Below are 22632 nucleotides of genomic sequence, written 5' to 3' on the forward strand. Positions count from 1 at the left end.
CCCTTCGCCGGCGTCATGGCGTTGACAAAAGATGAGGATGACCAAGGTGGCAATTGTCTTCTGTCTGACCACCAGCGGCCGCGCACGCCACGCATCTAGTCCCATCTCCAGGTGCAGTCCCCAGTAAGCGCGACTCCCCGCACTGACGACGCGGTGACGCCCGCTTGGGCTGCTGAGTACCTTCTGCGCTCAGCCGTAGGTCCCGCAAGGGCATTTGCCTCCGAACTGGCTGCACAGTAGACGCCCCGTGTCTGCGGGCACGCGAGCGTACTCTCCACATTCGGCGATCACCTGAATGTCGCCAATCTCGCGAGGTCCCTCAAGGCATGCCGCTGCCGTGGGAATTTCCTTGTCGGGCGCGTCGTGCTCAGTGAGAGTCAGGTCAGGCAGAGAAGCGGTGGGGAGGGGCGCATGTGGTCACCTAGCCTCCCGACCATCCCGACCATGGTGTCGGCGACGGTCGCAGTCGGTGGGGCGCTGCTGTTGTTGACAGCAGCTGTCGAACACATGCTGCACTTCACCAGGCTGCGTGCGGTCCTGATCGCGCAGCGGGTGGTGCCCTACCGTCTGCACCGCACCCTCGCCGTCGGGCTGGTTGGTGTGGAGTTCGGTGTGGGTTCCGGTGCCTGCGTGACAGTTCTGACCCTCCCGTTCGTGCGGCAGACGGTCTTTTTCGCCGAAGCAGGCGTCTATGGGTTGTTCCTTGGCTACCTGACCTTCTTACGGTTCGGGCGGGGTCCAGTGCCGTGCGGCTGCTTTGGCGACGGACCGGTGCGCGCGCAGATCCTCGTTCGCGCTGGGGTGTTCGCGGTCGCTGCCGCTGCTACTGCCGTTTTGGCGACTGAACCTTTGGTAACGCTGACTTCGGTGCCCCTCATGGGCGCGGCTCTGGTTGTCGCCGTCGCGGCGCGCGTCTTGCCCGGCATGTCGTCTCGGAGGATCTGATGGAGGCTCTCGTCGGTGCGGTCGTCTTGGCGTGGCTCGCGCTCATCGTTCTCGCATTTGCGATGGCAGGGCTGTTACGCCAGCTCCGTGATATCCAGTCCGGTCTCGCCCGGCCGGTCGCGCAGGGCCCGGGTACGGCTCCGGTGCTACGGGAAGTCCCTGCATCCGTACGGCCGCGTGGTGGGACGGCGTATTCGGTCGTACTCCTTGTCGACGAACACTGCCCGATCTGCGCCGAGGTCGCCCCGGTCTTCGCCCAGCTCGCGGCAACTGGGTCACCCACCCTGACATTTGTCGTTCTCGGACGATCGAGAAGTGAGTCCTACGAGCGAGATGAGCGGGTCGAGTACGTCGCCGATGCCGGCGGTTACAGCCGACTTGACCCTGGTTGGCGGCCGGCGATCGTCGCAATTGATCGACAAGGAAGGGTCGTCGTTGCCGAACCCACCGGATCCGAAGAGGCGGTGCGCGCCGTGGTCTCTCAGATTGCCAGCAGGATGGCGAAGGTCACCCCACTCGAGCCTGGCCCGTCCGAACCCACACTGTCCGACTCGTCGGGTAGCTGAGGGCCATGGCGACGGCGAGACAGCGCAGCGGACGGTCCGGGCTGCTACGTTCGTTTGCTCATCCGCTCGCACCGGGACTCGGCATCGCCCTCGGTGCGATCGGTGTGGCGAGCTGGCAGGCAGTAGCGGATCCACCGGGTGCCCTGTCGTGGGTGGTGGTGGCGCTGGCCGCCGGATACTCGATCTCGGGATCGGTTTGAAGCTACAACTCAGCAATGCTGATCTCGTCGGTCTGGCGAGGGGGTTCTCGATGGTGGTTTTCTGCCGGCCTACTGGTTGGTGGGTTCACATCCAGCCTGGTGGCCGTCGCGCTCGGTACGTCATTGCTGCGTCCCTTGCTTCCCGTCCGGCTGGCCGTAGGTGTCGTCCTCACCGTGTTCGTGGTGATCGCTCTCCAGGAGTTCGGGATATTCCGGCTCCGTCTTCCTCAGAATGCGCGCCAGGTGCCCGAGTCGATTTCAGCCGACGGCGCCCGCTACGGCGCCCTGCACTTTGGCTTCGAGATGGGATCTGGTGTTCGTACGTACATGACCAGCGGGCTGCCCCACGTGTTGGCCGCGGGCGTGCTGTTAGTGGCGGGATGGCCGGCGGCGCTGCTCGCCGGAGTTGGTTTCGGGGCTGGTCGCGCACTCATGGTGCTGTCCCGTCACGCCTACGGCGACGACGGCCGGTGGGACCAATCGCTCGCGAGATACGACACCTCGATTCGAGCCCTGATGACGCTCGCGACTGCTCTCGCCTATGGCTCGCTCCTCTACACGGCAGTAGCCGGTGCCGCCTGAGAGACAGCCCCGCTCACCCACGCATGCGTACCAGGAGGAGAGATCGGTGAGAGATCATCCGGGACCGATCAGTTCGGCGACGCGGGCCCGCTTCCGGGCACCGGACGGTGGATGGTTGACCGTCGACGCGGCAGGCTACAACCTCGAAGAGCCTTGGTCCGCCTCGGTACAGGTCACCACGAAGCGTCCGTACGCAGGTACGCCGGACGGGTTGCAGCTGCGGGACCTTCACATCACCGTCGTCGGGAACTATGACATGGTGCTGGAACGCGTCATCGGCGGTCGCTGGGCGAACGTTGTCGAGGCACAGGGCGGACACCTCCTGATCGGCCACTGCGAGACGGCCGAGCAGGGTCTGGCGGTGTGGCGAGGGCCGTGGCACGAGGTGGCGACCTGGTTGCCTGATCCCAGGATGTCAGGCTCGGACGCCCTGCGGTACTTCGCCCGCCTGTACTTCGAGGACAGTCCGGAAGGCCTCTGCGTCAGGCCGACCGCCCCCGCCGTCGACCGCGTGGAGGTTCTCGACGTCAGCAAGAAGATCCCGGGCGTGGGATTCCTCGATATCCGCAAGCCCGAAACGGCCCATCAGCTCGTTCCGGACTGGTCGGGCGCGCCGGTTCCGACTGGCGAGGTCTGGATGGAGGACGTGGCCTCGACCCCGCAGGAGCCTTCAAAGATCGTGCTGCTCCACGCAACGCCGAGCACGGTGACGACGCTCAGCGGCGAGGCGGAGCTCAACGTCGACTGGAAAGACGGGCTGGAATTCCTCTTCAACGTCAACGAGCTCAGCTGGACAGACTAATGAGGCACCAGACACGAGGAGAGGCAACCATGAGCGTTGAGCCCATTCCCAGTGCGAGTACGCCGCCTGCCAACGCGACACCGAGCGCGGTCAGGAAACTCATCATGGATCGTGTCCTCACCCGTCGAAGCGTGCTGAGAGGCGTACTCACCACAGGGATGGTTCTCGGAATCAGCGCCCTTGACCTGCTCCCTGGTCGCAACAGGGCCGAGGCATGGCTTTACGGGAGTCATCCCTGGCAGATCTGGACTCACTGTGCGGACTACAGCACGTCCACAAGGAGAACCAACTGGCGCTGGTGCAACCCCGCCTCCGCGCGCGTCAGCTCGAGATTCTGCCAGCGGGCGTACAACCGCCACCGGACGGACGGTGAGCGCCGCACCGACTGTGAGTATGAGGACTTCCGTCGCGACTATCGATGTTGGAACCTGTCCGACTCCCGCGTGATCAATGCGTGGGTCTGGCGAAGGGGCCAGACCGGTGGCGACATCGACAGCGTCATATGTTCCGATGGCAGGACGTACGTCTACAACAGCTGTGGCCGCGACTACGAGTACAAGTCGGTCTGCCGGCGGTACCTCAGCTGAACCCCCGACACCTACCGGAGCCGGTGGTCTCAGACTGTTCGGGAAGTCTTCGGTTGCTGTTGGGGCGCAGCCGTCGTGTGCCGGGCTAACGTCACGTGACCGTTTCGTTTTGCGCTGGGAGTATCACGTGACAGATACCAGTTCAGGTAGCTCCAACCCCGGACCGCTGGGCTCAGGCGCCGGCTCCGGCCGGCGGCAGTTCCTGCGGGGCGGAGTCGCGACCGCCGCGTCGCTGTTCGCACTCGGGCCATTGGAGGCGCTGGGGGCGCGGACCGCGGGTGCGGCGCCGATGAGCAAGCGAGCGTCGAGCCCTGACTACGGCCCGCTCTATCCGGTCAAGGACGACACAACAGGCCTCGAGCTGCTCCGGCTGCCCAAGGGGTTCGAGTACATCAGTTACGGCTGGACCGGCGACCCGATGTCCGACGACATGCCGACGCCGAGCGCGCACGACGGCATGGCGGCGTTCCGCCGTCCCGACGGCAAGGTCGCGATCGTCCGGAACCACGAGCGGGGCGCGTACGACGGTGCGTTCGTCGACCGGGCGTACAACCCGACGGCGGGCGGGGGCACGACAAACCTGGTGTTCGATCCTGACAAGGGGAAGTTCCTCGAGTCGTACGCCAGCCTGTCCGGCACGATCCGCAACTGCGCGGGCGGTCCGACGCCGTGGGGAACCTGGCTCACCTGTGAGGAGACGACCGAGATCGCGCCGAACGGAACCCGGCACGGCTACGTGTTCGAGGTGCCGTACGGCGGGAAGGGTGACCCACGTCCACTCACGGGGATGGGTCGCTACAGTCACGAGGCCGTCGCACTCGACCCGGGCACCGGGATCGTGTACCTCACCGAGGACGCGACGCCCTCCGGGCTGTATCGGTACCTGCCGGTGAAGAGGGGTGAGCTGGTTGCGGGCGGTGAGCTGCAGATGCTCGTGGTGGAGACCGCTGACGGCTCGTCCTACACGACCTACGCTGACGACACCGGCACGGAGTACAGCACCTCGTGGGTGACGATCGACAACCCCGACTACGCACCGGGCGAAATTCGTCCGGCGCTGCAGGGTCAAGCCAAGGGCGCGGCGGTGTTCCGGCGCCTCGAGGGTGCGTGGTGGGGCAACGATCGGGTCTACATCGTCTCGACGAGCGGTGGCCCCTCGGGACAGGGCCAGGTCTTCGAGTACGACCCGGCCAGCGAGAGCATGCGGGTGCTGTTCGCGTCACCGGACCGGGCGGTGCTCAACAACCCGGACAACATCTGCGTCAGCCCGCGCGGCGGCATCGTGCTGTGCGAGGACGGAAGCGAGGGCGAGTACCTCCACGGGCTCACCACCGACGGGGAGATCTTCCCGTTCGCGCTGAACCAGGTCGTCATCCCGGCCGGGGGCGTTCCCGGCAAGAAGGTCGCGCCGGGCAACTACTCCGGCTCGGAGTGGTGCGGGTCGACGTTCGAGCCCAAGAACGGCAACTGGCTCTTCGCCAACGCGCAGAGCCCGGGAATCACCTTCGCCATCACCGGCCCGTTCCTCAACGGCTCACTCTGAGCCACATCATCAGGGGATCTTGGTGGGGTGTTCACGCACGCCGTCGTGGAAGTTCCCTGGAACGAACGGAGAGTGGTGAGGCCGGCCGCGACGGCGCTCCCTTCGAGCAGGGCGCCGTCGCGGCCGGCGGACTTCGCCACCCTCTTCACCTTCGGTTCACCTTTTGCCAGTAACGTTCGCCCGTGAATCTGCTGGAGATCTCCCGGACCGAACGAGTAACCGCTCCGGTCTTCATCGTCGGCGAGGCACGCAGCGGCACGACGATCCTCTACCGCAGCATGCAGAAGCATCCGGCCTTTCGCCCGCGGTCGGAGAACCTGTGGGAGAGCAAGATCATGGTGCACGTCGAGAATGCGGCGTCGTTCGGGCCGCGCGAACCCGGAACGATGTATGGCCACATGGCCCACGACGACGACCGGTACCAGGCGTTTCTCACCTCGATCGCTCCGCTGCGACCGCTGCTGGCAGCCGGTGAGGCCGCGCTCCGCCGCGTACCAGCCCGCCACCGGAGTCGCATCTGGACGGCCAGCGGACATCCGCTCGTCGTACGTTCGTACTTCCACCATGTGCGCTCTGCTCGTGGCGTGAAGCGCGTGCTCGAGAAGACACCCAGCCACGTCAACTACGTCCACAGGTTGCTTCGGTGCTACCCGAAGGCCCGGCTGATCTACATCCACCGGCACCCGGTCGATGTCTACACCTCGTACGTACGCCGTGCACGGGTCGATCCCGTGGCGGCGCGCTGGGCGGCGCTGAAGCCGACGGCGTTCGCGCAGCGGTGGGCGAGGAACACTACGCTGGCACTGGCTGCCGCGGCTGAGGTGCCGGCCTCGTTTCTGATGGTTCGCTATGAGCAGTTCACCGCAGAACCGGACGAGACCATGCGAGGCATCTGCGACTTCATCGGAGAGCCGTTCGATCTCGAGATCGTCCGCGAGCCCAATCCCGACCTCGCCAGGCGCCGCGCCGCACCGCACCTGTTCGGCGAGATCACCACGAAGACGAAGGAGTGGCGCGACTACGTAACCCCGCTGGACGCGGCGGCACTCCAGCAACGGCTGGCACCCGTCATGGACAGGCTTTCCTACCAGCCGTACCCGAGCTGACCGGCGGGGTCAGGGAGAAGTGCGGAGCGGGCCGGGTACCTCGTAGGTGGTGCCGCCGCTACTGGAGCTGGTGCTTCCGCGCTGGGAGGAGAAGTACGGACGGTTGCCGGCGGGGTCATCCGACGCCGACCACAGCGTGTGCGACTTCGGCTTCGGGGCAGGGCCTGTGTCAGGTCCTCACGGACTGGCTGTTGGCGAGGGTGAAGCGGGGCGTTCGAAGACGAGTTCCAGGCCGTCTTCTTCGTCCCACTGGTCGCCGATCTTGGTGAAGCCGAACTTGGCGATCGTCGCCAGCGATGCCTCGTTGTCCGGGCTGATCGACGCCCGTACGACCTGTACCGCCGGTTCGGCGGCGGCTCGTTCGAGCAGCGCGGCAAGGATCGCTGTCGCATAGCCTTGCCGCCGGTGCCCCGGGTCGACCGTGTACCCGACTTCTACCATGCCCCGGTCGTCCGGCGGTCCGTGATACCCCGCGTACCCGATCACCACGCCGTCAGGCTCGGCGACCACCGCTCGGGCGATCCACGCGGCGGCTTCCGGCTCGGTCTCGAGTTGCTTGAGCCGGTAGTTCCAGAGCCACTTCGCGCGATCGTCGACGAACAACCGGCCGAGTTCGACGCCGGATTCCGCCCGGGCCGTGGCGAGGTCGTCAGCGAGCAATGCCGACATGGCTTTACGGGACAACTCCGCGAAGCGGATCTGGTGAGAGGACATGCCGCCGATAATGCGGGGCCGCGGCCCGGGCAGTCCACGGGATTTGCGCGCCGCACCACGCACGGTGGCGGGTGCGACGCCGAGACCCTCGTCACCGCCGCACGCCGAGCGGCCGCCTTGACCATGCCGATCCTCGGGAAGCGCGTGTCCGGCCAGTCCTCGAGTACGTGCTTGACCGTGCAATGACCTACCGCTCCCGCCTCACCTTGCAGCTCGCAGCCTGCGTGACCATGCCCTGAGCAACTTCGCATCACGAAGCCGAGTTCGTGATTGGCTCGAGGATTGCCTCGACCTGGGTGTGGTTGCCGCCGTGACCGACGCCGGAGCGGTGTCTGCACCAGGCCAGCGGTGTGGCGTTCCTGATGGGGTCGACGCCTTCGACCCTGCGGTTGGGGTCGGCACCGCGCGTAAGTAGGTGTGCCACGCTGGCGTCCTTGCCTTCCCACGCCGCGCAATGCAGGGCGGTGCCGCCGCCAGGCTCAGTGAGCGTCCGGAACTCAGAGTTGACATCCAGACCGGTATCGAGGATCTGGTCGATAACCGTCAACCGCTCGCACACGGCTGCGGCGCGCAAAGCACCGACCAGGATCTCGTGCGTGACGTCAGCCAGACCGTAGTGGTCGATGTCGCCGGCACCTGCCGCCTCGACCAGATCGTGAACGACCGCACCAGCGCCGACGAGTATGTCGACGGCGGGAACAATGCCGTAGTGCACGGCATGCGCGAGTGCGGTGCCACTGCCGGGCGCGGCTGGTCCTGTCGCCTCCAGATCCGCGCCGGCGTCGATGAGGACACGTACCATCTCGGGTTCGCCATGGCTCGCTGCGGTGATCAGAGGTGATTCTCCGTCTCCGTTCGTGGAGACACCCTGGGCGAGCAGGACCCGGGTCAGGTCGCCTGCCCGATGGTGGTTCCACCAGCCGTGGAGTAGCCCGATACCGATGTACTGCAAAGCCGGGAGAGTCGTGTCGCTGTCGGGGAAGCGGATGCCGTCCGTCGCGAGAGCCGGATCTGCGGCCACCAAGGAGGCGAACCCGTCGATGTCCCCGTCCGCGATGAGTCGGAGCCGTTTGACCTCGCTGTGAAGTCGTGGCCAGCTGGCGAATCCGTACTCCCGGGCCAACGCGAGTTGTGCCGTGTGGAGTGAGATCTCGGGTGAAACAACGCTGATCCGCGCCCGCGCGTCGGGTTCACCGGCCGCCGCGGCTCGGTGAAGATCCTTCGCCTGCCGACGAAGCTGGTCGAGATCAGGACGCACGGGAAGCGTACGAGAAGACATGCCGTCTCCCTCCGAATGCCTGCGGTCCGCGCTCAGGCCGAGGAAGAGGCCAACAAGAATCAGTCGAAAGCCGGAGGTGGACTCAGTCCTGCCCGCGGACCCGGCAGCGCCCTCCAGCGCAAGAACGACTATACGGCCACAGTTGCCGGCCTGTCACGGTCAACGCTTGCGACCGCCCACGCAGTCCGTACGCCGGACCAACGGATGTCGGTCGAGGTAGGCGCCGGCTACTCGCCTGATCGTCTTGACGCTTACCTCTGTGGGAGGTCTCCGGGAGAGGATTGGCCGGGTCCCTCCCATCGGCGGACGCCGATCGATGTCTACGGCTCAGAGACCGAGGTTGGACAGGGCCGATCGCAGGAACGCGTCACGACGCGCGGTTGCTGTCGCGTCGTACAGCTCGGTGGGGGTGTTGAGTGCGGCAACGGCGTCCCAGTAGGCGACGTCACGCGCTCTCGTGCCGGCTGCACGCTCCCAGCCGTCGAGCACGTGGGCGGGTGCTTCTGGGTCAAACGTGATCGCGACTTGCTTGCGGAGCTCGCACAGGTCGACCCCTGGTGCGCCGGCGCCGGCGGTCTTCCAGTCAATGAGCGCCGCAATGTCGTCGCCGGTCCAGATGAGGTTGCCGGGCCAGACGTCGCCGTGGACATAGACAGGCTCGCCGGGCGGCAGGCCATGCGCCGTGATCAGCTCATCGGCTTTCCGCAGCAGTGGTGTCGTCGGCATCCGGTCCGCACGGCGGTCGTCGGCGAAGTCGTCCACGGCGATCGGTCGTGGCCGGAACGGCAGGTTCACGCGGAGCCATCGCCACAGCATGCACGCGTGCCAGGGCCGCGCCGGCGGTACGCAGCCGTTCGGCCGACGAGGGTGGCGGCCAGGCGGCGGTGCCCGGGACAACGGTCTCCAGCGTCACCGGAACTCCAGCCAGGACGCCCTGGAGGTCGGCTTCTATCAGTCGCGGGGCCGGCAACATGCACTGTTCGGCCACCTCGAGAGCGGTTGCTCCGGTGGCGACCATTGCGGCGTCGATCCGCGGAGTGGGTGCGCGCAGCACGGCGTCCGTCATCCGACCCCGATAGTCGAGTCGCTCGAACGGCACCCGAAGACGATGCGCGTGATGCGCTTCTTGCGCATGATGCGCATCTCCCGCTAGGCTTCCGGCCACTCGCGAGGAACGAGAGAGGTCCATGGCCCGACTCAACATCAGCATCCCCGACGCGTTGTACGAGCGTCTTGACCGGCTAAGGGATCGTGTGAACGCCTCGAAGGTGTGCGCGGCTGCCCTGGAGAAGGAGCTGGACATGGTGGAAGGACCCACCCTCGTGGCGGACAACGTCGATACGAAGGTCGCGCGGCTGATCGAGCGGCTGCGGGGCGAGCGGGAGAAGTGGTACCAGCGAGGGGTCAAGGCCGGAGAGGCCTGGGCCATCGACGTCGCGACGCTTGGCGAACTCAACGAGTTCAAGCAGACCTGGTCCGGGGTCGACCACCTCGACCCGCTGACGGCCGACTCAGGCGAGATGGAGGGCTGGCAGGACCAGCTTCCCGACACGTTCACCGAACGCGATGACACGGTGTGGAACGCGCCGCTCGACGACGACCCTGAACTCCGTGGTGCGTACGTCCTGGGGTGGTACCGCGGCGTCCGCGACCTGTGGAACGTCGCCCGCCCACTCCTCAAAAACCGTCCCGGCTAGGCGATCGCTCACGGGAATCAAAGGGAAGTGCTGAGCGTAGGCGGCTCAGCCCCGTTTCGTTTGGCCGTCCACGACGTGGGCGGTGTGCATCTTCAAGCGCGGGGTTCGATGAGTGAGTGGTATCCGCGCGCTTGTAGTTGGTCGAGCTCTGCGTACTGGCCGCCTGCGGCGATGAGATCGGTGTGCGTGCCTTGTTCGATGATGCGACCGGCTCCATCGGCGCCGTCCACACGACCCTCGCAGACGCCCAGTCCGGCGCCAGCGCCAAGTCCGCCACCCAGCGTGCCGTCGCGGCCGCCGAGGACATCCCCCTGACCAGCACTCGGACGCCCGACGCAACGTCTGATCGGCTTGTCACCCGGCTGGAGGATCTGGGCCCGCTGCCCGGACGGGTGGTTCAGAAGCCGATGGTTTCGCGGAGCAGCAGGACGGTGCCGCGTCCAGGCTGGTATTCCGCGTTGAGGATGAGAAGGCGGTTGATGGCGCTGGGCCACCCATAGGCCTCCTGGGCGCGGGCGTTCTCCAGCGGCAGGCAGTGGTCTTCGACGCGACGCAGCGCGCCGCTCAGGTCGGGCACCACCTTCTGCGCCCCGACGATCCAGATCGCGCGGGCGGCGCCGCCGGAGTAGCTGGGCAGCTGGCTTCCGCTGCCCGAGGCGACCACGAGGGAACCGGTCTCGGTGACCGCGTGGACGCTGCCTACGACGACGTCAGGGCTGGCGCGCAGCCGCCGGATCTCGTCCGCCTGGGTGGTGCGGTCCATGGCCAGGGTGCGCGGCTTGACGGCCTCGTATCGCCCACCGGTGTTGATGTCCTCATCGATGCCGGACAGGCGGAGGGTCTCGCTGGCCCCGGTGAACACGGTTGCGCCCTCCGGGACCAGCTCCTTGACACGGCTACGCGCGGCGGCGGCGTCATCGAGGATCTCGACGGTGAAACCGTTCGCGGTCAGCGCGGCGGCCGCCCGCTCCAGACGACGCCCGGGCGCCGCGTCGGCGAAGGGTGTTTCCGGAACTGAAGTGGTCATGATGCTCTGAGCTCCCTGTTCGCTGGATGATGTGTTGGTTTCACCAGTTCGACAACACAGCCCTCAGGAATGTGAGCCGGTGTGTCGCCTCACATTCCGGTGCGCCGTCTTGTCGTACTGGTGAGGACCGATGCGACAGAGGGGGCCGACGGCACCATGACCACCCGATCCGAGCCAGAACAGAGCCGGCCCGACGCGGGCCTGGACGCGATCATGAGCGAGCGGCATCACCTGATCAATCTCGCGTACCGGCTGCTGGGCTCCCTGGCCGAGGCCGAGGACGCCGTCCAGGAGACCTACACCCGCTGGTACGCCATGTCCCAGCAGCAGCAGTACGCCATCGAGTCTCCCGGCGCCTGGCTGACGACGGTCGCCAGCCGCATCTGCCTCAACCTGCTCGGCTCGGCACGGGTCCGGCGAGAGGCGTACGTGGGCGAATGGATCCCCGAGCCGCTCCCCGACGGCACCGTCACCGACCCTGCCGACCGGGTCACCCTGGACGAGTCGGTCAACCTGGCGTTCCTGGTCGTGCTGGAGTCGATGACCCCGGCGGAACGCGTCGCGTTCATCCTGCACGACGTGTTCTGCCACTCCTTCGCCGAAGTGGCCGAGATCGTCGGCCGTACCCCGGCGGCGTGCCGCCAGCTGGCCTCCTCGGCCCGCCGCCGCATCCGGGCCTCGCAGCCTTCCGCGACGACTCCGGCAGCCCAGCCCACCGGCGTCGTCAGGGACTTCAAGCGGGCTTGGGAGGCCAAGGACATCGACGCCCTCATCGGTCTGCTCGACCCCGACGCCACGGCGACCGCCGACGGCGGCGGCCTCGCCACGACCTTCCTGCACCCCATCGAAGGCGGCGAGCAGATCGCGCACGCCTGGGCCGAACTCGCCCGTCGCAGGCTCGACAACATGACACTCCTGGAACGTACGGTCAACGGTCAGCCCGGCCTGGTGGCTCAGCAAGACGGCGTCACCGTGACGGTGTTCGCGTTCGACGTCGTGGGCGACCGCATCAAGCACATCTGGGTAGTACGCAACCCCGACAAACTCCGCCGTTGGACGAAGGGCTGAGGTGCGTCTCCCTGGGCTCTGTAAGACGCCCGACGCCGTGTGTGCGTTCACCGACTGCGGATTGCTTGCCCATTGGCGACCGTGATCTTGATGATCGCGAAGCTCGTCGGCCACAGGGGTTCCCTCGACCAGGGCGTCGGGCTCGGCGGTTGCGCCTGGGACGGCCAGCGATGGCGGCGAGCCGCGCACGCTCGGCTTCGAATTCGGTCCCGTCCGTGGCGGCCACGGCTCTCAGGAGGAAACTAGCCCGAGCTGGCGCATCTGTGAGGCGACGTCAACGACTCCCCAGGTTTCGGCGACTCGGCCATCGGCGACGCGGCCGATGAAGATCTCGTTCCAGGTGATGTGTTTGCCGGTGGGTTGAACGCCCATGTATTCGCCTCTGTGGGTGCCGGACACGGTGTTCCGGCTGACGACCTTGTCGCCTTCGGCGATCACGTCCTCAACCGTCACGTGGAGGTCAGGGAATCCGCGTAGGAGTACGTCCCACAGTTGCTTCATCATTTCGCTGCCGCTGGCATCGACCCTCAGTGGCGTGCGAATGATCACGTCGGGTTGGAATACCTCGTCGATCGTCGTCGAGATCACGTGCGGGTCGCCGCTGTTTAGAGCTGCGTTGAGGCGGCGGAGCGCCTCCTTGTTCGTTGATTCCTGGGTTGATGTCATCTGGACCTTCTTCTTGTGCGAGTGAAGGGTCGCGCCACTTTCGGCCGCAACTGGCGCTACGGCGGAGCAGTCAGTCAATGTGAACGGTGACACTGCCGATCATCAGCAGGGTCAGTCCGACGGAGGTTCACGTGATGCCCTTCTGCCAGGCGGTCAGGTTCTTTGCTCTTCGCCGGTTATGACGATCCACGGTCCCGGTTTGTCAGGCAGCGGGTGGTGAACGGCTGGAGATGGTCGCAGGTGGTCAGATCACTTCGAAGTTCGCCATCATCGCCATGTCCTCGTGCTCGGCGTTGTGGCAGTGGAAGACGTAGCGGCCTCGGTAGCCGTGGAATCGAGTGATCACCTCGACTGCTTCGGCCGGCCTCAGGTCGACGGTGTCCTTGTGACCGGCGTCGTACGGTCCCGGTGGGCGACCATGGCGGGTCAGGATCTGGAATCCCACGAGATGCAGATGGACCGGGTGATGCAAGTCGGCGGCGAACCGCCAGATCTCGACATCTCCGAGCCGAGGCGTCGCCGCCATGTGATCCGGCGAGAAGGGCTTGCCGCCGATCAGCCAGCCTGCGTGTCCGTGGACCGGGCCGCTGTGGAAGCTGAACTCGCGAACCGTTGTGGCCTGCTCGCGGGTCAGTCGCGGAAGGTCGCTGAGTTTCCGCGGGATGCGGCTCGGATCGTATTCGCGGCGGGTGACGACGAACTGCATCACTCGGGCGGTCGGCCCGGCGCCGAGGCGGTTGCGGACGGTGACCCTGGTGCCGACCGGGTAGCGGCTGAAGTCGACTATCAGGTCGTAGCGTTCGGCCGGTGCGATGGGCAGGTGCTCGTGACGACGTGGTGCGTCAAGGAGTCCTTGGTCGCTGCCGATCTGGACGAAGCCGGCGCCGCCGGGTGGCGGCGGGTCCAGGGTCAGGTCGTAGCGGCGGGCGTTTGAGGCGTTGAGGACGCGCAGTCGGTATCTGGCTGCTGCCACTTCGTGGACCGGCCAGGGTGCGCCATTGACCAGAATGACGTCGCCGAACACGCCCTCCACGTAGGCGTCCTGAACGCCCGGGGTCGTGCGCAGGGTCGGGTCGAGGGACGGGTAGGCGAAGGCGCCGTGCTCGTCGAAGGCACGATCGGCGATCATCAGCGGCAGCTCACGTTCGCCCGATGGCAGGTCCAGCGCGTCTTCCTCGTCGTCGCGGATCAGGTGGAAGCCGACCAGCCCCCGGTACACCGCGGGGCCGGTGAAGTCCATCCGGTGATCGTGGTACCACAACGTGGCGGCGCGCTGCTGGGGCGGATAGCGGTAGTCACGTTCGCGGTGCGCGATCCGCGCCCGGTCGTCGTGCATGCCGCCCGCATGGTCGCCGTGGCCGGCATGGTCGGCGTCCCAGCCGGCGGCTGGTGTGAGGAGATCGGTTGGGTAACCGTCGGAGTCGGCAGGGGTGTGCCCGCCGTGCAGGTGGACCACGGTCGGGACGGGAAGTTCGTTTCGGTGGTGAACGACGGTGGTTCGGTCCTTGCGGGACTCGATCGTCGGTCCGGGAAAGGTCCCCTCGTAGCCCCAGATCGGTGTACGGACGCCGGGAATGATCTCGGCAGTCGACTCCCGCTGCACGATCCGGTAGTAGTCGGTGTCGCCCGTCGTCCGGGTGGGTTGGAGCACCCGTGTGGTCGTCAGCGGTTGCTGGAACGGCTCCGGCAACGGAATACTGCTGCGCAACAGCTCACCGCTCCCGCGCCCACCGTGGCGCAGTATCCGCGGTCCGGTCAGTCCGGCGGCGAGCGCGATTCCCGCCCCGGCGGACAAGCCCAGGAGCGTCCGTCGAGGCATGCTCTGTCGGGTCATCCTTCCACCCGCCATCGTTGCGGCCGCCACACGGCGACGGTTGTCAGCACAATCGCGGTGACAAGAGCGACGCCGAGCGGGACGTGCAGGTCGAGGGCGCCCGCGAGCCCGGCGAAGTACTGGCCGGTTTCGCCTGCCGCGATCAGCAGGCTGGCAATGAGCAGCCAGGCCGGTCCGCGGAGCAGCCACAGCACCAAGGCCGTCACCAGCTGGACGAAGCCGAGGGAGAAGACGACGTCGGCGCCCCAGCGGTGCGGCCACAGCAGGTCGTAGTCTCCGCTCAGATAGCCGCCGGCGAACACCGGCTGGCCGAAGATCGCCAGCGCGTGAACGCTCACGATCATCCGATTCACCAGCAACGCCAGCCGTCGCGGCTTGGACCAGGCCGTGATCCCGGTCGTAGTCGTGATCGCCATCGTGACTCCCGAGGAGATGGTTGATCGGTGGTGACTCGAACCGTTCGACGAGATGGCGGCCCGAACTGTCAGCAGGAACGTGCGCCTTCCTGACAAGTCGCGGGTCTGGGTCGTCGGAACGAGTGAGACACCGAGCTCTCCGGACCAGGTGCCATCACCTGCTGAGCGAGTCGGAAGGAGATGAGCCGATCAATGAACAGATCCTGCGGAGGTGGACGCGATGGGTAGCGATCGACCGGAAACCGACCAGCCCGACGTCCTCGTCGTCGGCGCCGGACCGACAGGAATGGTCGCCGCACTGGTTCTCACCGCGAACGGGGTGTCCTGCCGGGTCGTGGAACGTCGCACCGAGCCGAACGAGAGTTCGCGCGCGCTGGGTCTCCAAGCCCGCTCGATGGAACTGCTCGCCGGCCTCGGTCTCGCCGACCGCATCGCCCGGGTTGCCTACACGTTGACCGGAGCATCGATCATGCGCGGCGACGACGAGCTGGTCCGGATGCCGTGGGTGCCCCCGGAGAGCGCCTATCCGTACACCTACGTGCTGCCACAGCAGGGGTTGGAGGCGATTCTGCGTCAGCGTCTCGACCAGCTCGAGATCCCGGTTGACGCGGGCTGCGAGCTGGACGAGCTGACCCAGGATGACCGATCGGTCACCGCTCGGCTGACCGATGGCCGGCGGCTGGGGGCGCGGTGGCTGGTCGGTGCGGACGGATCCCGGAGCAGGGTTCGGGAACAACTCGGAATCCCGTTCACAGGGGTAGCCACCGGCGAGACGTACTACCTCGGCGATACGGTCCTTGATCCGGCGCCACCGATCCAGGACAGCGCAATGTGGCTCGGCCCCGAGGGCCCTCTGATGCTCATGCGTCTGCCCGGCCCGGACCATCTGTGGCGCATCTTCGTCGACGTCACCGACCGGGCGCGCCACGGCAGCGTGCCCGAACCGACTCCCGACATCCTGGAACGGATTCTGCAATCAAGGGGACCGACGCAGATCAGCATCTCTCGGGCCGACTGGACGTCGATATTTCGTACCCGGGTCTGCCTTGCCTACCAGTACCGGAAGGGTCGGGTCTTCCTTGCCGGCGACGCCGCGCACGTGTTCCCACCGTTCGGCGGCCAGGGGATGAACCTCGGCATCCAGGACGCGTTCAACCTCGCCTGGCGGTTGGCCCGCGTCGACCGCGGAGCCCCAACCGAGCTGCTGGACGACTATCAGACCGAACGACGGCCTGCGGCTGAGGCGACAATTCGCGACGTCGAAATCCGGCGCCGCATCTTCGCGCTACGCAACCCGCTCGCCCGGGCCGGGCGGGACCTCCTGCTCAGTGCGACCAGCAGGAGCCAGGGTGGCGCCCGGCGCAGCAGTCGGCAGAACTCCCAGCTCGACGTGAGTTACTCCCGTCGCCGGCTGCCACGACCGGCCACCGCTGCGCCGGTTACCGGTGACCGCGCACCCGATACGCCGGTGGGCGCGGGAACGATCCACGACCATATCGGACCCGACCACCTGACTCTGATCATCTTCGACCCCGCCGGCGCCCAGTCCGACTCGAACCTCCAATCGCACACCAACATGCCCGACACCGACCTTGTCATCGTCCGCGTCGACGACGGCTCCGATCCCGACGGCACGGCTCGCGCCGCCTACGGGATGCGTCGTGGGGGATTCGTCCTCGTCCGACCGGACGGGCACATCGCCGATCTCGGTCCGAACCCGGCGGCGGCCCGGGACGCCCTCACCCGATTCGCTGCCGACCCGAAGGGTTGAGGGGAAATCCCACCAGGAAGCTCCGGCATCAGCCCTCAGTTCAGCCTTCAGTCCAGGAACGGAGCTTCTCCGGATTGCGAACGGCCCAGATGTGTCTGATCTTTCCGGCGACGATATCGAAGGCGAACACGGTGACCGTGCGGCCGTCTTGCTGTGCGACCAATCCAGGCTGGCCGTTGACCGTACGCTCCAGGATTGTTGCGTCGGTTGCCAGCCGGACGAACTCCGCATAGGTGCGCGCGATCTGTCCGCTACCAGTGAGCGGTTCGAGGGCCGCACGGGCGATACCACCGCCGTCGCCGACCGCGACGGCGTCCGGGTCCAACAAGCCGATCAAAGCCTGGATGTCCATGGCTTCCCACGCCTGCTTGAAGTCTCGCACGATCCTCGCCTGCTCGACGGTGGGGGTCGCAGAAGGCTGCGCAGCGTCGACGCGCCGACGGGCGCTGAAGGCCAGCTGCCGGCACGCCCCCGGCGTCCGTCCGGTGATTTCGGCAATGTCGGAGAACGGGAAATGGAAGACATCGCGCAGGATGAACGCGACGCGTTCGGCCGGAGTCATCGATTCCAGTACGACAAGAAACGCCATGCTGATCGACTCGTCCAAGGTGACCCGATCCGCCGGATCGACGGTCGTCCCGCCATCGCGTGCAAGACCAACCCATTCGGCCCGCGCCGGCACCGGTTCCGGGATCCACTGGCCGACGTAACGCTCCCGACGGGCTCGAGCCGAGCCGAGCATGTCGAGGCAGATGCGGCTGGTGACCTTGGACAACCACGCACCCGGCGTTTCGATGGATGCCTGCTGCTCCTCGGACATGGAGTACCAGCGGGTGTACGCCTCCTGGACCGCATCCTCGGCATCCGACAGCGAGCCAAGAAGCCGATACGCAAGGTTGGTCAGCTTCCGACGCTCGCTCATGATCGCCGGATCGGGCAGGCCGCTCCCCTCGCTTCGGTTCTCCATGGGTGCCGCAGCCACCTTCCCTCGTCGTCTCAGCTCTTACCTCATCGACAAGATGACGGGCCGAAATGTCAGGCGGGCCGGGACGCCTGACAATCCGCGGCGGCGGGTCGTCGTAGCTGGCAACGCCACTCCCCAAAGGAGGAACCAGATGAGCGACTACCAGGCACTCGCCGACCGCTTCGAGATCTTCGCCCTGCAAGCCGAGTTCACCGATGCCGCGATGATGCGCGACAACGACCGAGTCGCGTCGCTGTTCACCCACGATGCCGTGTACCGCATCCCGGTTGCGAATATCGAGATGTCCGGAGCGGAGCAGATCCGCGCTGGAACCCACCGGCTCGACGGCGTATGGGAATTTTTCATCCAAACCACCCATCCGGCACGATCCAGGTCGACGGCGATACAGCGTCCGGTCGGGCCTACGTCAGTGAACTCGGGCGCCTCAACGAAGGCCGATCGATGTTCAACCACGGCCTGTTCCACGACCGCTACCGCCGCACACCTGACGGATGGAAGTTCACCGAACGCGTCTTCGAAGTCCGCTACTTCGACACGACTCCGCTCACCGGCTCACCCCGTGTCGAGGTCGACCTGACGAAGCCGGCCGAGGCGAACGAGACCTCGACACAAGCAGCCTCCTAGCCGCCACCCCCTCGGGCTCCTGCCCGCCATCATGGCGGGCAGGAGGATCTCTGCCCGCCCGTCCATGATCACAAGCCCACACTGGAGACCCACACCACGACTACCGCGACGCCACCTCAGGTTCGACGAAGTCCGGGACAACCTCCACCCGCACTCGCCACAAGCTCTCTCGGCAGCTACTCCGCGTAAGGCTGGTTCTCTCCCTGGGCGCTGTATCCGATGTCCCAAATGTAGCCGTCCGGGTCCGCAAACGAACCGCCGTACCCGCCCCACTGCTTGGTGGAGGCGGGCTTGAGGATCGTGGCGCCGGCCTTCTCGGCCTCGGCGATGATCTCGTCGACCCGCGCCTCGCTGCGGACTACGTAGGTGAGAACCAGCCCGCTGAATCCGCTGCCCTCCGGGTTCGCGCCCACCTCTGCGGCCAGGCCCTCTCGGCCGTAGAAGCCGACGAGCGCCCGGCCGTCCGACCCGAAGAACACCGAGACGCCGTAGTCCTGCTCAATCTCCCAGCCGAGACCCTCCGTGTAGAACCGCTTGGACCGGTCCATGTCCTGGACGCCGAGAAGGATCGAGCTCACATGCGCTTTCATGCGTTGTCCCCTTTGGTGATATCCGGTGATGCACATGACAACCACGCTACGTACGGCTCAGTGACCGGCGCTTCTTCATTCCTGATCGGTTTGGTCACCTGCTTCGCCACGCACCACGGCATTGGCTATGGAGGTGTAATCGGACACCGGATGTTGGTGGTATCCGACACCGGTGCGCGGGCCGTTGATCGAGTGTTGGTCGGGATCGACACCACCGGGACCCTAAGGCTGCCGGTGAGGTCCGGAAGCTCTCCTCAGCTGCGTGGGGCGCCATCGATGGGGGCGAGTGACTCAGCTCGCCAGAACTGACTGTCGATCGCGGGCGAAGCACCCGGGGAGATCGCCACCGCGGTGTACGAGGATGCCTGTCATGAACCGTACGTCAGCGCAGCCACGGCGCCATTCCGTGCACGGCCGCCTGGCTCGGATTCGGTCGCGATTTCGACGGCACCTTCGGCGACCGCCTCACATTCAGAGGGCTTGAGTCGTCGTACTGCTCAAAGAACGCCATTCAGCGAAGTCGGTCCAGATCCTCCTGTACGACGTCTTCGGCGTCGGCCAACGAGCCGAGGAGTCTGTAGGCGAGATTGGTCGACGCCGCTCGCTCATGATCGCGCTCAGGCCCGGAACGAGCCGGTCATGTCCTGGCCCGGACTGGGTGCTCATCGTGGCGACAACTCCCTCGGTCGCAACAGCCTCACCAGTTCGACGAAACAGCGCACTCGATTGTGACGTGAGCGTGTCGCCTCACATTCCGGTGGGTTGTTTCGTCGGACTACCGAGACACCAGGTCGTACGCCTCGAGATGGAGAAGGGATGCCCACCATGTCCACGCCCACGACGGTCAGGCAGGGCAACTTTATGTTCCTGCGCGTCGCGATCACCCTGCAAACCTTGGCCGTCTTCGTCGCATCGATCACCGCCGGCCTGCTGTTGTCCTCGCCCGGCGGAGGCGTACTGCACACTGTTTCGGCGTATGGAGTGTTGACCATGGCGTTGTTGCACCTGGTCGCCGCCGTCTTGGCGTGGCGGATAGCCGGCGTCCCGCCCAGACCCACGGTGCTGTATGCGGTCGGGTTCTTTGGGGCCACGCTGGCGCAGATAGCGCTGGGCTTAGCGCACGTGACGACCCTACACGTCCCATTGGGCGTCCTGATGTTCGGCGGAAGCGTCTTTCAGCTCGGCCGGGCCTTGGCTGGCCGAGCTTATGTGGCCGCCGCGGCATGACGCAGGAAACGGGCTGAGCGCGAGGTGCGGCAACCGTGCCTCACCTCGAGTACTGCCAACCATCTGTTGCTTAGGGAAGGAAACTGCATGGTAAAGGTGATTGGGGCCGGGCTACCGCGTACCGGCACCACGTCGACGAAGGCCGCGCTCGAGAAGCTCGGGTTCGACCCCTGCTACCACATGTACGAGGTGTTCACGCACCGTCATGTGGACCGGTGGTTGCCGGCAGTCGAGGGGAAGACCCTCGACTGGGATCGGGTTCTGGCTGGATATCGGGCCACGCTGGACTGGCCGGCGAGCCACTTCTGGCGTGAGCAAGCCGAGGCCTATCCCGAGGCGAAGGTGCTCCTCACTGTGCGCGATCCCGAGCGTTGGTTCATCAGCTTCCGCATGCTGACCACCCGCAACGGTGACCTGGAAAGGTTGGACCTCACCAAGCTGCCCGAGCAGGCCGCCGCAATCGTCGGCTCCATGCGGGGGATGCTTCCCGTGCTCGACATGATGGGTCGCTCGCTGTTCGGCAGCGACTGGCGTTTCGGCGTCGACGAGGTTGACGAACAAACCGCCATCGAGGCGTTCAACCGGCACGTGTCGACGGTGAAGGAATCCCTGCCAGCCGAACGTCTGCTGGTTTTCGACGTTCGTGACGGCTGGGGCCCGCTGTGTGAGTTCCTCGGTGTCGAGCCGCCAGCGGGCGAACCCTTCCCGCGACTGAACGACACCCAGGCCATGCAGGAAAACTTCGAACGTCTGATGTCCGGCGGCGAGATGGTATCGCCGTTCTTCGGCAGGTAAGCGGGCTTCGCTGACATCGGGTCCGGGGACGCCAAGGTGTTCCCGTTCGTCCCGACAGAGGGAATCCCGAGCCGTGACCTCGCCGTCCGCGCGGGTGTGCGCAAACAAACCATGGTGCAGTCAGTCCGTCGACTCGAGCAGGCCGGCCAATCGCATGACGTCGATCGACGAGAGTCCGCTCGACTGACCCGACCGGCTGTACGGGTACGGGCCAGTCGACAGCGGCTCAGGGCTGGGCGATGACCGAAGGTCCACTGGTTGTTCACGATGGTGGCGCTCGGTGTGCCAGCGCCCGTGTGATACCCCACGTGATTTAGCAGCGATGACTGTCAGTTGCCGGTCGGCGAGGGTGTGGTGGCAGTGCTCAGGTGCAGCCGGGTTGCCATGTCGAGTCGGACCTCGCCAGGTCACTCCGCCGATGGGCGAAGGTTGTCAGCGTGGCGCCCGGGAGGATTCGAGCCTCCGACCAACGGATGAGAAGGACCGGGCGAGCAACTTTCGCGGTGCCGGATCGCGCTTGCGTGCTGCCCAGATGGCGCGCTCAACGTAAGTAGAAGGTTGGGATCGTGGGGGGTCACACTGGGGTCAGGCGAGCCGTACAGCATGGGACGCCCCGGTGGGCCGGCTGGAGCCTCCGGGAATGTGCGTCGAGCGCACAAGCATCTCTCCTCGGCGCAACCCCAGGGTCCGGTGCGTTTACTCCACGGGGCTCCCGCGCGGCATGGTGGATCTTGCAGCGGGCATCCAGTCGGACCAGTCGTGGTTCGTCGCAGGTGCCGATGCCCACCAGGGACACCGATGTCCGGTCTGCTAGATCGTGGAGCAGCCAAGTGGTACGCCGGGGTGCCCTCTACCGATGGTGTAGGGAATGCGGTGTTCAAGCCGTCGAACCCTGTCTGGGTCGACGTGTGGTTCGATCCCGACTTGGATGTGCGTCCGATCGGGTGCCCAGCGTATCTCCGCGAGCATGAAACCGAGGCTCTTTGCCTGCCTGATCAAGCTCCTGGCTTCCTCAACATAGTCCTTGTCAGAGTATGTGCGCTCCAGCTTCGCTCCCGGCCTCACCTCCAACGCTTGGCCTGAGCTGTCGGAGCCGCAACTCTCGTCCCTGTTCATAGGAAGTACTCCCGCGGTGCCTACCTTGCCCATTCGGTGAAATGGAGCCTTGACTTTACCGCTCCCTGATTGATGAACACGGCCTCATAGCAGGTTCGTCCTTGCTTCCGCCCGGCATGCGGAAACGCCTATGCCCGGATGGACCATCCCGTGCTCCGGCCGGCCGAATGACCGCGAACCCGTCTATCGTCCATCCATGGACCGGCGCCAGGATCGGCCTCGGCGGCTCGGCTGCGTGAGTGCTAGGCAAACACAACGGCGGATCTGAGGAGTGTGACCTTGTGGCCTGGGCGATGTTCAAGTATCGGGCGATCGTTTTTGAGTCGGCGGATCTTGATGCGGAGAGTGCGGTTTTGGGCACGCTCCTGGACGGCAAGTCGAGGCCGGTGAGAGTTGGCACACCGTCTACGTCGACAGCGGCTGTGCGCTCGGGGTCCAGCTGGGCTGTCACTAGGCGGGTCGCCATCTGCCCGAGCGAGACGCCACCCTTTC

General features: G+C 66.1%; 24 protein-coding genes. 14 read left to right on the plus strand and 10 right to left on the minus strand.

The genetic code is table 11. The features are described 5' to 3' along the window. Positions 1 to 444 precede the first annotated feature (444 nt). From ABNF93_RS09525 to ABNF93_RS09560, 8 genes are all read left to right on the plus strand, one after another. On the plus strand, positions 445 to 945 hold the full coding sequence (locus ABNF93_RS09525; protein ID WP_349327493.1) for a MauE/DoxX family redox-associated membrane protein: 501 nt from the start codon (positions 445 to 447) through the stop codon (positions 943 to 945). Further along, on the plus strand, positions 945 to 1511 hold the full coding sequence (locus ABNF93_RS09530; protein WP_349327494.1) for a hypothetical protein: 567 nt from the start codon (positions 945 to 947) through the stop codon (positions 1509 to 1511). The genes ABNF93_RS09525 and ABNF93_RS09530 overlap by 1 nt, the downstream gene beginning before the upstream one ends. Before the next feature lie 5 nt (positions 1512 to 1516). Then, complete coding sequence (locus ABNF93_RS09535; protein ID WP_349327496.1) at positions 1517 to 1711, plus strand: hypothetical protein; 195 nt, start codon at positions 1517 to 1519, stop codon at positions 1709 to 1711. A gap of 99 nt (positions 1712 to 1810) precedes the next feature. Continuing rightward, a complete protein-coding gene (locus ABNF93_RS09540) occupies positions 1811 to 2293 on the plus strand; it encodes a hypothetical protein (RefSeq protein ID WP_349327497.1) in 483 nt (160 codons plus the stop codon). A 46-nt stretch (positions 2294 to 2339) separates the two neighbouring features. Next, positions 2340 to 3095 carry a hypothetical protein gene (locus tag ABNF93_RS09545; protein ID WP_349327498.1) on the plus strand — a complete coding sequence of 252 codons (756 nt, stop codon included), beginning with the start codon at positions 2340 to 2342 and terminating at the stop codon, positions 3093 to 3095. 29 nt (positions 3096 to 3124) lie between these two features. Further along, a complete protein-coding gene (locus tag ABNF93_RS09550) occupies positions 3125 to 3682 on the plus strand; it encodes a hypothetical protein (RefSeq protein ID WP_349327500.1) in 558 nt (185 codons plus the stop codon). A gap of 127 nt (positions 3683 to 3809) precedes the next feature. Beyond that, positions 3810 to 5225, plus strand: a complete 1416-nt coding sequence (locus ABNF93_RS09555; protein ID WP_349327501.1) for a PhoX family protein — start codon at positions 3810 to 3812, stop codon at positions 5223 to 5225. A gap of 182 nt (positions 5226 to 5407) precedes the next feature. Then, on the plus strand, positions 5408 to 6331 hold the full coding sequence (locus tag ABNF93_RS09560; protein ID WP_349327503.1) for a sulfotransferase family protein: 924 nt from the start codon (positions 5408 to 5410) through the stop codon (positions 6329 to 6331). Between the two features lie 177 nt (positions 6332 to 6508). Here ABNF93_RS09560 and ABNF93_RS09565 read toward each other — a convergent pair whose 3' ends face one another. From ABNF93_RS09565 to ABNF93_RS09580, 4 genes are all read right to left on the minus strand, one after another. Next, complete coding sequence (locus ABNF93_RS09565; RefSeq protein WP_349327504.1) at positions 6509 to 7045, minus strand: GNAT family N-acetyltransferase; 537 nt, start codon at positions 7043 to 7045, stop codon at positions 6509 to 6511. 250 nt (positions 7046 to 7295) lie between these two features. Next, positions 7296 to 8324: an ankyrin repeat domain-containing protein gene (locus ABNF93_RS09570; protein ID WP_349327506.1), complete on the minus strand. Its 1029-nt coding sequence runs from the start codon at positions 8322 to 8324 to the stop codon at positions 7296 to 7298. Between the two features lie 327 nt (positions 8325 to 8651). Further along, positions 8652 to 9086 (minus strand): phosphotransferase family protein, encoded by a 435-nt coding sequence (locus tag ABNF93_RS09575; protein WP_349327510.1) that lies wholly within the window; start codon positions 9084 to 9086, stop codon positions 8652 to 8654. Continuing rightward, the gene (locus ABNF93_RS09580) at positions 9016 to 9423 is read right to left on the minus strand and encodes a phosphotransferase (protein ID WP_349327512.1); all 408 of its coding nucleotides are present in this window, start codon (positions 9421 to 9423) and stop codon (positions 9016 to 9018) included. The genes ABNF93_RS09575 and ABNF93_RS09580 overlap by 71 nt, the downstream gene beginning before the upstream one ends. An 88-nt stretch (positions 9424 to 9511) precedes the next feature. On the opposite strand from ABNF93_RS09580, the gene ABNF93_RS09585 reads away from it, so the two are divergent. Then, positions 9512 to 10021 carry a hypothetical protein gene (locus tag ABNF93_RS09585; protein ID WP_349327513.1) on the plus strand — a complete coding sequence of 170 codons (510 nt, stop codon included), beginning with the start codon at positions 9512 to 9514 and terminating at the stop codon, positions 10019 to 10021. 397 nt (positions 10022 to 10418) lie between these two features. Here ABNF93_RS09585 and ABNF93_RS09590 read toward each other — a convergent pair whose 3' ends face one another. After that, entirely contained in the window at positions 10419 to 11048 is a 630-nt protein-coding gene (locus ABNF93_RS09590) for an LUD domain-containing protein (RefSeq protein WP_349327514.1), read from the minus strand. Between the two features lie 156 nt (positions 11049 to 11204). Here ABNF93_RS09590 and sigJ (ABNF93_RS09595) point away from each other — a divergent pair, with 156 nt between their 5' ends. Beyond that, on the plus strand, positions 11205 to 12116 hold the full coding sequence (sigJ, locus tag ABNF93_RS09595; protein WP_349327516.1) for an RNA polymerase sigma factor SigJ: 912 nt from the start codon (positions 11205 to 11207) through the stop codon (positions 12114 to 12116). Between the two features lie 231 nt (positions 12117 to 12347). On the opposite strand, the gene ABNF93_RS09600 is transcribed toward sigJ (ABNF93_RS09595), so the two are convergent. The 3 genes from ABNF93_RS09600 to ABNF93_RS09610 all read right to left on the minus strand — a co-directional run bounded on the left by ABNF93_RS09600 (position 12348) and on the right by ABNF93_RS09610 (position 15032). Next, on the minus strand, positions 12348 to 12782 hold the full coding sequence (locus tag ABNF93_RS09600; protein ID WP_349327517.1) for an ester cyclase: 435 nt from the start codon (positions 12780 to 12782) through the stop codon (positions 12348 to 12350). Positions 12783 to 13026: 244 nt separating this feature from the next. Next, the gene (locus ABNF93_RS09605; protein ID WP_349327518.1) at positions 13027 to 14601 is read right to left on the minus strand and encodes a multicopper oxidase family protein; all 1575 of its coding nucleotides are present in this window, start codon (positions 14599 to 14601) and stop codon (positions 13027 to 13029) included. 11 nt (positions 14602 to 14612) lie between these two features. Next, positions 14613 to 15032, minus strand: a complete 420-nt coding sequence (locus tag ABNF93_RS09610) for a hypothetical protein (protein ID WP_349327519.1) — start codon at positions 15030 to 15032, stop codon at positions 14613 to 14615. 220 nt (positions 15033 to 15252) lie between these two features. On the opposite strand from ABNF93_RS09610, the gene ABNF93_RS09615 reads away from it, so the two are divergent. After that, on the plus strand, positions 15253 to 16803 hold the full coding sequence (locus tag ABNF93_RS09615) for an FAD-dependent monooxygenase (protein WP_349327521.1): 1551 nt from the start codon (positions 15253 to 15255) through the stop codon (positions 16801 to 16803). A 40-nt stretch (positions 16804 to 16843) separates the two neighbouring features. On the opposite strand, the gene sigJ (ABNF93_RS09620) is transcribed toward ABNF93_RS09615, so the two are convergent. Continuing rightward, the gene (gene sigJ, locus ABNF93_RS09620; RefSeq protein ID WP_349327523.1) at positions 16844 to 17770 is read right to left on the minus strand and encodes an RNA polymerase sigma factor SigJ; all 927 of its coding nucleotides are present in this window, start codon (positions 17768 to 17770) and stop codon (positions 16844 to 16846) included. A gap of 348 nt (positions 17771 to 18118) precedes the next feature. On the opposite strand from sigJ (ABNF93_RS09620), the gene ABNF93_RS09625 reads away from it, so the two are divergent. Continuing rightward, on the plus strand, positions 18119 to 18412 hold the full coding sequence (locus ABNF93_RS09625; protein WP_349327524.1) for a nuclear transport factor 2 family protein: 294 nt from the start codon (positions 18119 to 18121) through the stop codon (positions 18410 to 18412). A gap of 176 nt (positions 18413 to 18588) precedes the next feature. Here the strand turns inward: ABNF93_RS09625 and ABNF93_RS09630 are convergent, their stop codons facing one another. Then, complete coding sequence (locus tag ABNF93_RS09630) at positions 18589 to 19002, minus strand: VOC family protein (RefSeq protein ID WP_349327525.1); 414 nt, start codon at positions 19000 to 19002, stop codon at positions 18589 to 18591. An 825-nt stretch (positions 19003 to 19827) separates the two neighbouring features. Between ABNF93_RS09630 and ABNF93_RS09635 the strand changes: the two genes are divergently transcribed. Together ABNF93_RS09635 and ABNF93_RS09640 are read left to right on the plus strand one after the other, a co-directional pair. Further along, positions 19828 to 20229 carry a hypothetical protein gene (locus tag ABNF93_RS09635; RefSeq protein ID WP_349327526.1) on the plus strand — a complete coding sequence of 134 codons (402 nt, stop codon included), beginning with the start codon at positions 19828 to 19830 and terminating at the stop codon, positions 20227 to 20229. 87 nt (positions 20230 to 20316) lie between these two features. Beyond that, positions 20317 to 21024, plus strand: coding sequence for a sulfotransferase family protein (locus ABNF93_RS09640; protein WP_349327527.1), 708 nt, complete (start codon positions 20317 to 20319; stop codon positions 21022 to 21024). Positions 21025 to 22632 lie beyond the last annotated feature (1608 nt).

It is taken from the genome of Actinopolymorpha sp. B9G3 (assembly GCF_040120725.1).
GTDB lineage: Bacteria > Actinomycetota > Actinomycetes > Propionibacteriales > Actinopolymorphaceae > Thermasporomyces.